The sequence below is a fragment of the Mahella australiensis 50-1 BON genome (genome assembly GCF_000213255.1).
GTDB classification, from domain to species: Bacteria; Bacillota; Clostridia; order Mahellales; family Mahellaceae; genus Mahella; species Mahella australiensis.
The window spans coordinates 1823646-1837937 of record NC_015520.1; the positions used below are offsets into that span (position 1 = coordinate 1823646).

12 protein-coding genes, 3 tRNA genes and 1 pseudogene are annotated in these 14292 nt (G+C 44.7%); 5 read left to right on the plus strand and 11 right to left on the minus strand.

Annotated elements, in window-relative coordinates; genetic code table 11:
- Positions 1–939: pseudogene (pheS, locus tag MAHAU_RS08595) on the minus strand (phenylalanine--tRNA ligase subunit alpha); the annotation flags it as partial.
- 236 nt (positions 940–1175) lie between these two features.
- Here pheS and MAHAU_RS08600 point away from each other — a divergent pair.
- On the plus strand, positions 1176–1376 hold the full coding sequence (locus MAHAU_RS08600; protein WP_013781339.1) for a type II toxin-antitoxin system VapB family antitoxin: 201 nt from the start codon (positions 1176–1178) through the stop codon (positions 1374–1376).
- Positions 1377–1775, plus strand: coding sequence for a type II toxin-antitoxin system VapC family toxin (gene vapC / locus MAHAU_RS08605; RefSeq protein ID WP_013781340.1), 399 nt, complete (start codon positions 1377–1379; stop codon positions 1773–1775).
- 77 nt (positions 1776–1852) lie between these two features.
- Here vapC and MAHAU_RS15055 read toward each other — a convergent pair whose 3' ends face one another.
- On the minus strand, positions 1853–4606 hold the full coding sequence (locus MAHAU_RS15055; protein WP_013781341.1) for a cell wall-binding repeat-containing protein: 2754 nt from the start codon (positions 4604–4606) through the stop codon (positions 1853–1855).
- A 194-nt stretch (positions 4607–4800) separates the two neighbouring features.
- On the opposite strand from MAHAU_RS15055, the gene MAHAU_RS15060 reads away from it, so the two are divergent.
- Positions 4801–5250, plus strand: a complete 450-nt coding sequence (locus MAHAU_RS15060; RefSeq protein ID WP_013781342.1) for a protease complex subunit PrcB family protein — start codon at positions 4801–4803, stop codon at positions 5248–5250.
- On the opposite strand, the gene MAHAU_RS08620 is transcribed toward MAHAU_RS15060, so the two are convergent.
- The 9 genes from MAHAU_RS08620 to fusA all read right to left on the minus strand — a co-directional run bounded on the left by MAHAU_RS08620 (position 5251) and on the right by fusA (position 11862).
- Complete coding sequence (locus MAHAU_RS08620; protein WP_013781343.1) at positions 5251–6036, minus strand: TrmH family RNA methyltransferase; 786 nt, start codon at positions 6034–6036, stop codon at positions 5251–5253.
- Between the two features lie 3 nt (positions 6037–6039).
- Positions 6040–6705 (minus strand): potassium channel family protein, encoded by a 666-nt coding sequence (locus MAHAU_RS08625; RefSeq protein ID WP_013781344.1) that lies wholly within the window; start codon positions 6703–6705, stop codon positions 6040–6042.
- A 13-nt stretch (positions 6706–6718) separates the two neighbouring features.
- Complete coding sequence (locus MAHAU_RS08630) at positions 6719–8047, minus strand: TrkH family potassium uptake protein (protein ID WP_013781345.1); 1329 nt, start codon at positions 8045–8047, stop codon at positions 6719–6721.
- Positions 8048–8155: 108 nt separating this feature from the next.
- Positions 8156–9064 (minus strand): TTE1925 family mutarotase, encoded by a 909-nt coding sequence (locus tag MAHAU_RS08635; protein WP_013781346.1) that lies wholly within the window; start codon positions 9062–9064, stop codon positions 8156–8158.
- Positions 9051–9329, minus strand: coding sequence for a hypothetical protein (locus MAHAU_RS08640; RefSeq protein WP_013781347.1), 279 nt, complete (start codon positions 9327–9329; stop codon positions 9051–9053). The genes MAHAU_RS08635 and MAHAU_RS08640 overlap by 14 nt, the downstream gene beginning before the upstream one ends.
- Positions 9330–9483: 154 nt before the next feature.
- A tRNA-Met gene (locus MAHAU_RS08645) sits at positions 9484–9560 on the minus strand.
- A gap of 1 nt (position 9561) precedes the next feature.
- A tRNA-Met gene (locus MAHAU_RS08650) sits at positions 9562–9638 on the minus strand.
- A gap of 18 nt (positions 9639–9656) precedes the next feature.
- A tRNA-Leu gene (locus MAHAU_RS08655) sits at positions 9657–9745 on the minus strand.
- 77 nt (positions 9746–9822) lie between these two features.
- On the minus strand, positions 9823–11862 hold the full coding sequence (fusA, locus tag MAHAU_RS08660) for an elongation factor G (RefSeq protein WP_013781348.1): 2040 nt from the start codon (positions 11860–11862) through the stop codon (positions 9823–9825).
- 184 nt (positions 11863–12046) lie between these two features.
- Here fusA and aroC point away from each other — a divergent pair, with 184 nt between their 5' ends.
- Together aroC and aroB are read left to right on the plus strand one after the other, a co-directional pair.
- A complete protein-coding gene (gene aroC, locus MAHAU_RS08665) occupies positions 12047–13207 on the plus strand; it encodes a chorismate synthase (RefSeq protein ID WP_013781349.1) in 1161 nt (386 codons plus the stop codon).
- A 13-nt stretch (positions 13208–13220) separates the two neighbouring features.
- The gene (gene aroB, locus MAHAU_RS08670) at positions 13221–14285 is read left to right on the plus strand and encodes a 3-dehydroquinate synthase (RefSeq protein ID WP_013781350.1); all 1065 of its coding nucleotides are present in this window, start codon (positions 13221–13223) and stop codon (positions 14283–14285) included.
- Positions 14286–14292: the final 7 nt, after the last annotated feature.

A 14292-nucleotide genomic window follows, 5' to 3' on the forward strand; every position in this document is an offset into this window, starting at 1 on the left:
TCAAAATTGCTTTAAAAATCTATAGTCGTTTTCGAATAGCAAGCGCATATCATCTATGCCGTACTTAAGCATGGTCAGCCTATCCAGACCAAGGCCGAACGCAAAACCGCTGTATTCATCTGGATTTATGCCTACAGTGCGCAATACATTTGGGTGCACCATGCCCGCTCCCAGCACCTCTATCCAGCCCGAGTAACCGCATATGCGGCAGCCTTGACCGTGACACCACGCACATGTGACGTCGACCTCGGCGCTGGGTTCGGTGAATGGAAAGTAATGTGGCCGAAATTTTGTCTTAGTATCCTCGCCATACAGTGCTTTAGCAAATACATCCAATACGCCTTTCAAGTCACCCATCGTAATACCGTGATCCACCACCAGTCCTTCCATTTGATGGAATATAGGCGAGTGCGTGGCATCCACTTCATCTGCCCGATAAACCCTGCCCGGGGCTATTATGCGTATAGGTGGTCTATGACTCTCCATGACGCGGATCTGCACGGGCGATGTCTGCGTCCTCAAAACGATATTATCGGTTATATAAAACGTATCCTGAAGATCCCTGGACGGATGATCTTTCGGAATATTGAGCGCCTCAAAGTTATAATAATCATATTCTACTTCCGGCCCGTCGGCTATTTCAAAGCCCATGCCTATGAATATATCTTCTATCTGGCGGCGTACTATGCTGAGCGGATGTCTACCGCCTATAACCGGCCTTTTGCCCGGCATAGTGACATCTATAGCCTCCGCTTCCAGCTTGCGCTGCCTCTCCATGGCTTTTATCTGAAGTGCTTTATCCTCCAGCAGTACTGTAAGCTCTTCTTTAAGACCATTAATAGCTTGGCCGGTCGCTGGACGTTCCTCCGACGGTAATTTACCCATGCCTTTTAATAGCGAGGTAATCAAGCCCTTTTTACCCATGTATTTAACCCTTAAAGCTTCCAGAGCTTCGGAATCGCTTATCTGTTCCAATTCGTTTACAAATCCTTGTTTTACTTCGTCCAATTCATCATGCAACATCCGAAAATATTAACTCCCTTCGCAACGCATCTCTATGCCTAACATTGTAACAAACTTTCCGTTAAAAGACAATAGCAGCGTTCGATCTCGATTATCGATTCTTGACATCGGTTATAATACACACTATAATGTGTATATGGAGGTGTATAAAAATGCGGACAAATATTGTACTGGACGACAAACTTGTCGAAGAAGCCTTCAGGCTAAGCAACGCTAAAACAAAAAGGGAATTGATACAACTGGCATTAGAGGAATATGTGGATAACCGCAAGCGGAAGAATCTGATGGACTTAAAGGGCAAAATACAGTTTGCCGACGATTATGATTATAAAAGCATGAGGGAAGGCATTTGAATGGTCTTAGTAGATACATCGGTTCTGATAAAATTTTTTAAAGGATTAAGAAATGAAAAAGTAATCCGATTTGAAGAAATAATCGAGAAAGATATACCTTATGGCATCAACAATTTCATTTATCAAGAATTGATTCAAGGGGCAAGGACCGAAAAAGAATTCAATTTGCTCAACGATTATCTTAAAAGCCAAAGGTTCTATGAGTTAAAGAATGGGACTAAATCTTTTGAAATGGCAGCAAGGTTATATATGAAATGCAGGAAAAGCGGCATTACGGTACGAAGCACAATCGATCTGCTAATAGTGCAGATCGCTATTGAAAATGATCTTTATCTGTTGCATGATGATAATGACTTCACAAACATTTCAACGGTAGAAAAGAAACTAAAAGTGTATTAAGTCGATGATCGGCTATTATAGCAAGAGAGACCTGCCTATGTGCAGGTCTCTCTTGCTATATTTCTAATATGTTTCTCCTATTTTGACGGCATTATTTTGTTCCTTATATACCCTTCCACGCTGTTATCAACCACGCCTGTACCGCCCATTATCATGACCCTGCTATCCTCATTTATGATACTATCTAAATAGGCATCCGCATTTTTGTCTAACTGCTCTTGCTGCGTATACAGTACGGCGCTTTTTTCGATCGAACCTACATATCCCGCTGCTACGGCGTCGGCCAACCCATTGTAGCCTACCATGACAGCATTTGGCAGTTTTAACCTTTCAGCCAACGCTATGCTCGTAGCTATTCTATCTATCCCGCCTGCGCGTACAACAGTACCGCTTACCAGTTCTTCTAACTCATCGGCTACTACTGGCGATACAACGCCTGTACCACCCACTATTATGATATTCTTTATGACGGACTCGTTCAAGATGTTTCTTGTGGAAACAGGTATGCTGTTTCTATTCACCATCAGGAGCGGCATGCCGTCGCTTACCGCCGGACCTGCAGCCAATGCATCGGCCGGAGCATAACCATTAACCACAATAGCGGTATCCTTTAATTGACCGCCCAATTCTTCGGCCTTATTAGCTATCGCTGCAGCAGTAGCTTCTCGATTATCTCCATAAATTCTCGTTACAGTGTATTTTTTGTCGACCAATTCTTTCTCTATATCTTCGGATATTACCGTAGGTCCTCCAAGCAGATATACATTCTTAACACCAGCATGCATCATATATTTATCTACAGCAGCCGGAATCTCATCGGTATTGGTTAGCAATATCGGTGCTTCTAAAGTCCCAGCTAACATGTTCGCCGCTAATCCATCTGCAAAATCGTTGGTATTTGCGGCCAGTATTACCGTAGATGTCAGAGGATAGTATTTTTTGGCGGCTGCCACAGCGGTTTCAAATCTGTCCTGGCCGCTTATCCGTGCCGGAGGTACAACATCAACCTTTATAGGAAGAATATTGCTTATATAGGTGTTGACGCCGTCGTTTACCTCTGCCCATATATTTACAGTCACATCATCTGCGGGCCTGTTCTGTGCCGTTACGGTACCATCCGCAGCTACTTTCAACACATCGTCATTGTAGGATTGGTATGTGATAGCTGCATTGGAAAGATCGATATCTTCGCCTGTTTCATCTTTAGCTGCTATACTGAGTTCAACAGTTCCGTTTGAATCGGCCGATATTGAATCCTTATCTGGCGCAAGCGATACATCTACATCTGCTTTGTTCAATGTAAAGCTGTCATAGAGGAATGTGTCCTTTACCACCGTATTCGCCTCACTGTCAAATCCGGTCATATAAGTATCAAATTTAACGCTATCCTCGGATACAGTTACCGCCACAAAAGTGGGAGCCCTATAAAAATTCGGATTGGCCTCTTCCTGTTCATCGTCGGTGCTCGGTCCAAGAGGATTAAGCGCATGCCCCACAGGCATAGCCGAATCAATATCCAAGAAACCGTAATCCGGTGCAACGGGGTCATATTCCGAGATCCAGTCATTATCCTTGAGCGGGGAATAGAATTTGAGAGTGCTCCCGCAATTTGCCACATAATATAACGGCGCATGCCCCGGAGCCTTGGCGCTATATGTCCTATCCCCTATCTTTTCTGTAACATCCGCCTTATAACCGTTCAGTTTTACAAGGCCGCGGCTCAAGACATGGTCGTGCCCTTGGAGTACCATGTCCACATCCAATTCGACAAAAACCGGAGCCAGACGCTGCCTCAATAACTTGACATCGGCATCGTCCATATGGTCTCCGCCTGAATACGGAGTTTTGTGCATGCCGACTATCGTCCATTTGCCCTCATCTTTAGCTTCGGCCACTTCCTGGCGCAAAAAAGCAATCTGTTTTTCCAAATCCTCGTCTGCGCGATACTCCGTATTGAGTATTATAAAACGGGCTGCTCCATAATCAAATGCATACGTTACAGGAATACCGTCTATTTGGCTTAACCATGTATAGTGGCTTGCCATGCCGTCTGCTCCGTCCTTGTTAGGACCGCCATCATGATTGCCCATGGTGGCTGCCACAGGCAATTCGGATATCCAACTACCGCTATATTTATCGTTATACTGCTCATTTCCCGGCTGATTGAAGAAGCCTTCCCACTGCCCCTCATTAGGCGTTTTATCTGTAAGGTCACCGGCTATATAGATAAAACGTGCATCCGGAAACATTTCCTTTGCGATATCCAGATTTGCGTTCCAAGCCTTAGCATGAAAGCCGCTTACTTGCGGATCAGCTACATAGATGAATGTATATGGATCTTCCGATGCCGGCGCTGTCTTGAAATTCCTCACCTCTCCGGTTATTTTAGTTTCACCATCGTAGGCGACAAGGCGATAAGAATACTCTGTGTTCGGTTTCAATTCATCCAATGTCGCTGAATAGAAGTTTTTCTCAGTTATGACTTGTCCATTCTCGTCTTTAATGATCGATTCGACCACAGTTCTCTTCTCGATACTCGCCTCATATGTTACCGCTGTGCTTTCCTCGGCATTCTTCTCCCATACTTTAACCTGTGCATCGGTCAAAGTCGTATCGATCGTTGTCCAATTGATGCTGATACTGGTTTGCGGGTCATCAGTCATGGCAAGGCCTATCTGCTGCGGCAATTTTGCAGCGGGTATTTCATCTCCACTGGCTAAAGCTGTTTTAAGCATCGCAGACGTTGTAATCCCCGATATCATCACCAGTATTGCCAATAATAACAATAAGGAACCAGCACATAATTTCTTCATGCCGAATCTTTTAGACATTGTATTTTACCCCCTCTATAGTATAATTAATTTATATAGATTCACTCACCGGTGTGAATCCTCTTATAGAATAGCACTATAGAGAAAATTTGTGTTAAATTCACGTAAATGCTATGTTAAGTTTATGTAAAATCTGTTAACTGGAACTTTTGGGTTTGTTCATACGTCTATACAGATAGGAAGGAGTGAACATCGTGAAGAATATTTTTACAATAATATTTATTGCGCTGGTTATGATACTAGGAACACTGGCTTGTTCATCATCAGGCAATAGCAACACAGCCCAAAATAATATAAAATACGAAAAAATAGACGTCTCAGATGCCCCATTAAAACTACAGGAAACTATAGAGCAGGTAAAGAAGAAAAAAGGTTATATCTATTACACTGAAAACGACAGCGACTACATCTATGTAGCAGCCGGTGAAAAACCCACAGGCGGATATACCGTTGAGGTATTGGACCTTATCGAGAACAAAAATGGCAAACTTACGCTTACAGTACGCTTTACTGAGCCCGGCAAAAACGATATGGTAACGCAGGTTATCACTTATCCTTATGCACTGATACGATTTAAGGCCATTGACAAACCTGTTGAAGTAATAGATGAGAGCAACGATAAACTTCCCCAATTGGGCCAGTGATCAGTTAGTGGAGTACCAGCGGCGTGATATCTCATACATTATTATGCCGGCTGCGATAGACGCATTGAGCGATTCTGCGCGGCCGGGCATACCTATGCTAACCGTATATGCCGCATTATCCATAACCTTATCACTTATACCCCGCGCCTCATTGCCTATAATGATAGCTGTTCTGTCAGCTAGAGGCGCCTCATCTATATCTATCCCGCCGCGTGGCACAGCTGCCAATACAGATACTCGCTCCATTAATTCGGTCAATGCTTCAGGCAATGGAACATCATTATAAACCGGCATATGAAACGACGAACCCATAGCGGCGCGCAGTACTTTAGGGTTGTATTGATCAGCGGTACCTCGACCGGCTATAACAGCGCTAAAGCCCATCGCATCCGCTGTGCGTATCATGGTACCTACATTTCCCGGGTCCTGTACGGCATCCAATACCAACAGCAGGCAGTGTTCGAGCATCATTATCTCATGCCAATCCCTTTGTTGTTGTTTTAATACAGCAAGGACGCCTTGCGGTGTTGCGGTATCTGCAATATTGACAAATACATCAGGCAAAACCGAAAAATTATCTATATCTCTATCGATAATGAGTTTCAGAAGAGTGCTGTCACCGAAATCGGATGAATAAACAATAAATAAGATATCCTCATTTGCCTTTATAGCCTCTTCTATCAACTTTGCCCCTTCAATAAAATATAGGCCGCTTTTCTTTCTCCCATGCGAGGAGGCAAGGCTTCTTACCAATTTAATGCGCGGGTTACCATCGGAGATAATCATATATTAGCCTGCCACTCTTCCGGATAGCGCCTCTAATTTACCTATATCATCAGCAGTACCTACTACTATTAACACATCGCCTTTGCGAAGCACATCATCCGCTTTGGGCGTCACATTTATTGATTCCCCTCGCTTTATAGCTATAACATTTATGCCATACTTTGTACGCATGTTTAGCTCTTTAAGCGATTTACCAACCCAAATGGGCAATACTGACAATTCCATTAAGCTATAATTGGGTGACAACTCTATATAATCCATTATATTGGTAGATACGAGGTTATGAGCCACGCGAATCCCCATGTCTCTTTCCGGAAATACTACTCTATCGGCCCCTATTTTGTATAGCACTCGTGCATGCATATCATTCTGGGCTTTCGCTAACACATATTTAACGCCAAGTTCCTTTACTATCATAGTAACCATTATGCTGGCTTCTATATCGCCTCCGATAGCCACCACAGCCACATCAAAATTTTTTATGCCTAGTGACTGTAATACGCCTTCCTCGGATGCATCGCCTTGAACAGCATGCGTCGTATAATCCGATATAGCGCTGATCAATTCCTCATTTTTGTCTATAGCCAACACATCATGTCCCATTTCGTATAAAGTTTTGGCCACGCTTATGCCAAATCTTCCTAACCCTATAACTGCAAACTGCTTCATAAAAACCTCCATATTATCCCACCATAATTTTTTCTTCAGGATATCTGCATAAGTCCTTCATCCCATGCTGCCTTTGCAGCAGCGCTACGGCAATGGTAAGCGGTCCCACCCTGCCGGCAAACATAGTAAACGCAAGTGCTATTTTCGAAACCGCCGACAACGTAGGCGTTATGCCTGTAGATAATCCCACTGTACCAAAAGCCGATACGGTTTCAAACAGTACTTTTATAAACGCTTGATTTTCGGCTAAAGACAATATAATAGTAACCGCTGATATCAAACCTAATGCTAGCACAGCTATGGAAAGCGAGCGCATCACCAGCGTCCATGACAGCCTTTTGCCGTATATATTGACATTCTCTCTGCCTCTGAGCACAGCAGCCACCGCTAAGATTATGGTACTCAACGTGGTAGTCTTTATACCACCGCCAGTAGAAGCAGGAGAAGCGCCGGTATACATGAGCAAAATGGTCACAAACTTGGATGCATCGGTGAGGTCTCCTTCTGAGATGGTGTTGAAACCGGCTGTCCTTGGTGTTATAGATTGAAAAAGAGCAGCCATAGCCTTAACTGGTACGGACAAAGGGCCGAGCGTTTTTGGATTATTATATTCCACAAAGAAAAAGAACAAAAAACCAGCAACTATCAACACAGTAGTAGTAGTAAGCACCAGTTTTGTATGCAGCGAAAGGCGCTTTACATGCCAGTTGTAGAACACATCCATTATGACAGCAAAGCCTATACCCCCTATTATGATCAGGCCCATTACAGTGAAGTTTATAATTATGTCACCTACAAACGGAGTAAAGCTGACAAAATCCCCTATAATATCGAATCCGGCGTTATTAAATGCCGACACAGCGTGGAATAAAGAGAAATAAAGCCCTTTGCCTATACCGTAAATCGGTATAAAGCGCGTCGATAGTAACGCCATACCTGAGAGCTCAAATAATGCCGTGGTTATCAATATGCGCTGCGTTAGCTTGACCAAACCTTGCAGTGAAAACTCGTTCAATGCCTCCTGTATCACCAGACGCTCTTTCAGACCTATACGCCTTCCAAGCAGCATAGAGGCGAGCGTGGCCATAGTCATAAAGCCGAGGCCACCCGCCTGTATCAATAGCATTATCACTATCTGGCCAAACAGCGACCAATAAGTGCCGGTATCCACCACTACCAGGCCAGTGACACACACAGCTGATGTGGCCGTAAATAGCGAGGTAATGAAGTCAGTATTTTGTCCCGCTGCAGAAGATATGGGCAGCATCAACAACAGCGTGCCCGTAAGTATTATAGCGGCAAAACCCATAACTAATATTTGTGTTGGAGTAAATCTAGTCAATATAATACCTCTTATTCATTTATAAATTATTCAACTATAAATTTGCTCCAACTATTATACCATCAATAAATAAAAAATAAAGAGCCTTTGCGTAAAATTTTCTTTAATTTAACTCAAGCCGATGGCTTTGATTAACTCATCGATTTGCCTTTCATCATCAGACGGCATGGATATATTATCGAATAGCAACCATTCTTCGCTATGCTCTACCGATTCGCCAGGCTGCAACTCTACCATGGGGCCTAGCGACTCTATCTCGGTCATAAAGTCAGTGGTATACGTCTCAAACGATACACCGAAATCAGGGTAGGCAGCATCAGGCTGATGCTTATACCGTTTTACAAACATATGCCCGTGGTTGGCATAAGCTGCCCAGCCATATTCGTTTGAAAGGCCAAATTTAAACGGCGGCTCACAATCAGGATCCTGAAGCAGCGTTATGTATTTATCACCCCAACACACCCTATGATCGTTCATTTTTGAATAAGGCCACAACACTAGAAGCCGATTGGCCAGCAGGCCTGTATCCCTTTGCGGTTGAGGTACTATCTCTTTTCCCCCGGTAGCCATAACCGTCAATGCCCATGGCGCCAATCGTACGGGCCAAAGCCCTTCGTTGATCAATCTATGTTTTATATTGACAGCAGCTTTATCAGCAGCCATCGTTATTTCCATTTCTTTTTTTATATGGGTCTCAGGTTCGGTATCTTGGCTGAGTTTTATTCCATCATCTATGATGCTCCATGCTACCGGCTTATTGTCTGGAATATACGAACGCGGCTTTGCTTCCGGACTATGCCATAACCTATGCCCGCCATATATGTACCACTCATCCCCGCCTTTCTTGCCTACCTGATCCTTTCTTTCACAAAATTCATTTACATCGCCTTTAAAACCAAAACGTATTATGCGCGGGCCCACATCTGTGGTAGCCACTATATCAATTATTCCGTTGGATACCTGGATACAATTATCCCACCCTGCATAATGAATTTTATGCACATCAATCATTGTCATATGTACCATCCTCCTTTTCAAATTTATCCTCGATTTTATCCAAACGCTCCACAATCGTTTGCTGTCCTTGCTTTAACCCTGCTATATCGACCTCTACCTTATCCATGCGCTGTTCTAAAGCACCCACACGTTGCTCAAGCCTATCCATACGTTCATCGAAGTGCTGCTCAAGCCCATGTATGCGCTCATTGAAGCGCCGCTCTAGATTATCCATGGCATCCAGCACTCGATTAAAACCATCCATCATGAACTTCTCGTCTACCACAAATACTGGCCCTCCTTTGCTCAAAATTTACTAATATTATTATAGCGCTGTTTATAGAAAAAGTCACTAGCAATGTTAGAATCGGTAACATAAGGTTCTATGCAAAATAAAATACCTGTTGAGAATTGTAGACTTCTCAACAGGTAATAAAAATTGGTGGCGGTGAGTGGATTCGAACCACTGACACTGCGGGTATGAACCGCATGCTCTAGCCACCTGAGCTACACCGCCATGGTTGCGGGGGAAGGATTTGAACCTTCGACCTTCGGGTTATGAGCCCGACGAGCTACCTGACTGCTCCACCCCGCGACGATATAATAATCTTGCTGGTGCCGGAGACCGGAATCGAACCGGTACGGCTCTCTCGAGCCGCGGGATTTTAAGTCCCGTGCGTCTGCCAGTTCCGCCACTCCGGCAATATTTTGACCAGCAACAACTATTGTACACCACTGTAATGCCTCTGTCAAGAGGCATTACAGCATATTTTTTATCCTTATTCTTCCTGTTGTGCTCGTTTGGCTTCCTCTATAATTTTAGCCGCTATATTAGAAGGTACTTCTTCGTAACGCTCAAAACGCATTGCAAATGTCCCTCGGGCCTGCGTCATAGACCTGAGCTCAGTGGCATATTTGAACATCTCGGCCATAGGTACCTCAGCCACTATTTGCTGCAAACCGCCTTCCACCTGGTTCATGCCAAGTATGCGCCCCCGTCTCTTATTTATATCGCCCATTATATCTCCCATGTATTCTTCCGGAACAATAACCTCTACATGCATTATAGGCTCCAATAAAACCGGATCAGCTTCTGCTATACCCTTCTTATACGCTAGAGAGGCTGCCACCTTAAATGCCATTTCTGAAGAATCTACCGGGTGATATGAACCATCGTATAATATGGCTTTAACCCCTATCAACGGATATCCTGCCAACACACCATGCTCTATGCACTCCCTAAGGCCTTTCTCTACCGCAGGTATGTATTGACGCGGTACCACGCCACCCACTATCTTGTCTTCAAATACAAACGTCTCCGAGGAATCGTTCAAAGGTTGAAATTCAATCCATACATGACCGTATTGGCCGTGTCCACCAGTCTGTTTTTTATGCTTGCCTTCCGCTTTGGCAGATTTACGAATGGTCTCCCTATAGGGTATTTTAGGGTCCCTTAATATAACATCGGTACCGAACTTACTATGAAGCTTCTGGGTTATAATCTCCAAATGCAGCTCCCCAATACCCGATATGAGCATATCGCCGGTTTCCACATTTTTTTCTACTGTAAACGTGGGGTCTTCTTCAGCCAGCCTATGTAATCCCATTGATATCTTGTCTTCATCGCCTTTGGATTTAGGCTCTACCGCTTTAGATATAACCGGAGCGGGGAAATCTATACCTTTCAATCTAACAGGATGCGCAGGATCGCATAATGTATCCCCTGTAACAGTATACTGCAGTTTAGCTATAGCCCCTATATCACCGGCGTTTATGGCATCTACTGGTACCTGTTTTTTCCCTCTCATCAGATATATTTGTCCGACTTTCTCGGTTTTATCCTGATTAGAGTTATACACAGCGGTATCAGAGGTTAAACGGCCCGACTCCACACGGAAAAGTGAGAGTTTACCCACAAACGGGTCAGCCACTGTTTTAAATACTACAGCGGAAAATGGCTTATTCTCATCAGCCCCTTTGTCTTTAGGCGAGGGCATATAATCTATTATAGCATCCATAGCATAATTTATGCCTGCCACAATAAATCCAGCGCCGCACAATACGGGTACTACAGAACCATCCAAAACGCCTGCTTTTATGCCCCGCTTTATCTCATCAATGGTTAATTGTTGGCCATCAAAGAACTTCTCCATCAGCGCTTCATCGCCTTCAGCGGCCGACTCTATAATGGCTTCACGCGCTTCCTGCACGCTATCGTTCATATCGGGAGGGATAGGGATCTCTTTGGTTTGACCATTATTATCTACAGCATATGCTTTGAGTTCGATCAGATCTATAAATCCAGCAAAACGATCGTTTTGCATAATAGCCAACTGCAATGGCAATATATGAGTGCCATATTTATCTTTGAGCTGAGATACCGTTTTATCGAAATCAGCATTTTCTCTATCCATCTGGTTAACAAACACCATTTTAGACAAACCATATTGGTCAGCATAATCCCATGCTTTTTCTGTGCCGACCTCTATACCCGACACGGCACTAACCACTATCATCGCACCGTCTACGGCTCTCAAGCCTTCCAGCATCTCGCCTACAAAGTCGAAATACCCTGGGGTATCTATTATATTTAATTTGCAGTTATGCCATTCAATAGGTAATACAGAGGTATTCAGCGATATCTTCCTCTTTATTTCTTCGGGATCGTAATCCGATACTGTATTGCCCTCGGTCACTTTGCCCAATCGATCAGTGGCCTTACCCAAATACAACATCGCCTCAGCTACGGTGGTCTTGCCATCGCTGCCATGGCCTACCAAAGCTACATTTCTCAATTCATCAGCATGATAATCTTTCAAAGCACATTCCCCCTGATTCGAAATATTTAGCTTCCGCTATTGGTTTCATTATATCATAGAATTAATATTAATTTAACACGAATTTAACACAAATTCAACTTTATTTGCATCGCCCGGGGCATATTGCGTTGCATGCCGTTTTGGTATAAAATAATTTCAATATATAAAGAGAGGACGGTTGGCCATGCTCAGATACCTTACAGCCGGCGAATCCCACGGGTTTATGCTAAGCGTCATAATAGACGGTATGCCTGCTAATGTGGATATAAACACCGATGATATCAATGTCGAACTTCAGCGCCGTCAACGCGGTTACGGCCGCGGCGGCCGCATGAAAATAGAAAGCGATAGCGTGCATATAGACGGCGGTATACTTCATGGTAAGACTACCGGAGCCCCCATAGCGCTGCATATATGCAATAAAGATTGGTCCCACTGGCAGGATTATATGGACCCCCAAGCGCCGCCGCCAGATGATAAAAAAACCGTTACCCGTCCCAGACCGGGACACGCTGATCTTGCCGGTGCCATAAAGTATAATCTTCAGGATATCCGCCCTGTATTGGAGCGATCCAGCGCCCGCGAAACGGCTGCTCGGGTAGCGGTCGGAGCTGTTGCGCGCCAGCTTTTAAAGCCGTTAGGCATAGGCATTTGCAGCCATGTAACGCGAATAGGATCTGTAGCATTGAGCGAACAGCCCCATTCCATTGATAAAATTGCCGAATTAGCCGACGCATCGCTCGTGAGGTGCATAGATCCGGCAGTATCCAAAGCCATGATGGCTGAGATAGATAGCTGCCGCCGGCAAGGCGATTCGCTAGGAGGAGTATTTGAGGTCATAATATACAACGTGCCTGTAGGGTTGGGCAGTCATGTGCAATGGGACCGACGCTTGGATGGCTTGCTGGCTCAGGCCTTTATGAGCATACAAGCCATAAAAGGTATAGAGATAGGCCTTGGCTTTCAAGGAGCCGCTATGCCTGGCTCCACGGTCCACGATGAAATATATTACTCATCGGAACACGGGTTCTATCGGCAAACCAACAATGCCGGCGGTATAGAAGGCGGTATATCCAACGGACAGCCTATAGTGATTCGCGCCGCGATGAAACCTATACCCACACTATACAAACCGTTAAACAGCGTTGATATAAAGACCAAAGAGGCTTTTAGCGCAAGTATAGAGCGATCGGACATATGTGCCGTACCGGCGGCCAGTATAGTAGGCGAAGCCGCAGCGGCATGGACTATGGCCTGCGCTGTAGTGGAAAAATTCGGCGGAGATTCTCTAGAAGAACTCAAGCGCAATTATATGGGATATATAAAACAAGCGAGTGAGATGTAAAGGAGCTTTTATAATGGAGATTGTAAATGTAGAACTCAAGAGCCGCTCTTATCCGATATTTATAGGAACCGGACTGCTACAAGATGCAGCTTCGCTGCTCAAACCTTGGATAAAAGGCAAGGCCATGATCGTAACCGATCAGAATGTGGAGCTTCTATATGGTCAAACGCTGCCAGCATCCTTCACAGAAAACGGTATGACAATCCATATGCAACCGATGCCCCCCGGTGAAACCACAAAAACTATGGATCATGCCATGGAACTATATACAGCGGCCTTAAAAGCCGGCATGGATCGCCGCTCATGCATCATCGCTCTGGGCGGCGGCGTTATAGGCGATCTGGCAGGTTTTGTTGCAGCCACATATATGCGCGGTATCGACTTTATACAAATACCGACTTCGTTATTGGCCCAGGTAGACAGCAGTGTAGGAGGCAAGGTTGCTGTAGACCATCCTATGGCCAAAAACATTATAGGAGCATTTCACCAGCCAAAAGCTGTTATAGCCGATATATCCGTTCTCAAAACATTGCCCAAGCGCGAGCTTTCAGCCGGATTAGCCGAGGTAATAAAATACGGTGCAGGCTTGGACGAGGTTTTTTTCTATTGGCTGGAACAACATATAAGTGATATAATGTCATTAGATGAAGCAGCCTTGGCATACGCCGTCAAGCGCTCGTGTCAAATAAAAGCCGGTATAGTTCAGAGCGATGAAACAGAAAACGGCAAAAGAGCACTGCTCAATTTCGGGCACACCTTCGGCCACGCTATAGAGGTAGAAGCAGGGTACGGCGCTTATCTGCACGGTGAAGCTGTATCCATAGGTATGGTATACGCCGCCAGATTGGCTAATATCATGGGACTCACAGATAAAAGCTATACGGAGAGGTTAATCAAGCTTCTCAAAGCCGCTTCCTTGCCCGTAGAGCCTCCAGGCATAACTATGCGGCAGTTATTGCCGGCCATGTATCACGACAAGAAGGTCGCCGACGGCAAGCTGACTTTTATACTGCCCACCGGCATCGGTCAAACAGGTATATTCAGCGATATACCAGAGAATTTACTGCTGAAATTATAGAAAGGAT

Excerpts from the sequence above, each read along its gene's own strand:
- MAHAU_RS08625 (WP_013781344.1), bottom strand. The coding sequence starts at position 6,705 with ATGAAGCAGTTTGCAGTTATAGGGTTAGGAAGATTTGGCATAAGCGTG.
- MAHAU_RS15055 (WP_013781341.1), bottom strand. The coding sequence starts at position 4,606 with ATGTCTAAAAGATTCGGCATGAAGAAATTATGTGCTGGTTCCTTATTG.
- vapC (WP_013781340.1), top strand. The coding sequence starts at position 1,377 with ATGGTCTTAGTAGATACATCGGTTCTGATAAAATTTTTTAAAGGATTA.
- aroC (WP_013781349.1), top strand. The coding sequence starts at position 12,047 with ATGCTCAGATACCTTACAGCCGGCGAATCCCACGGGTTTATGCTAAGC.
- MAHAU_RS08620 (WP_013781343.1), bottom strand. The coding sequence starts at position 6,036 with ATGATTATCTCCGATGGTAACCCGCGCATTAAATTGGTAAGAAGCCTT.
- aroB (WP_013781350.1), top strand. The coding sequence starts at position 13,221 with ATGGAGATTGTAAATGTAGAACTCAAGAGCCGCTCTTATCCGATATTT.
- MAHAU_RS08635 (WP_013781346.1), bottom strand. The coding sequence starts at position 9,064 with ATGACAATGATTGATGTGCATAAAATTCATTATGCAGGGTGGGATAAT.
- MAHAU_RS08600 (WP_013781339.1), top strand. The coding sequence starts at position 1,176 with ATGCGGACAAATATTGTACTGGACGACAAACTTGTCGAAGAAGCCTTC.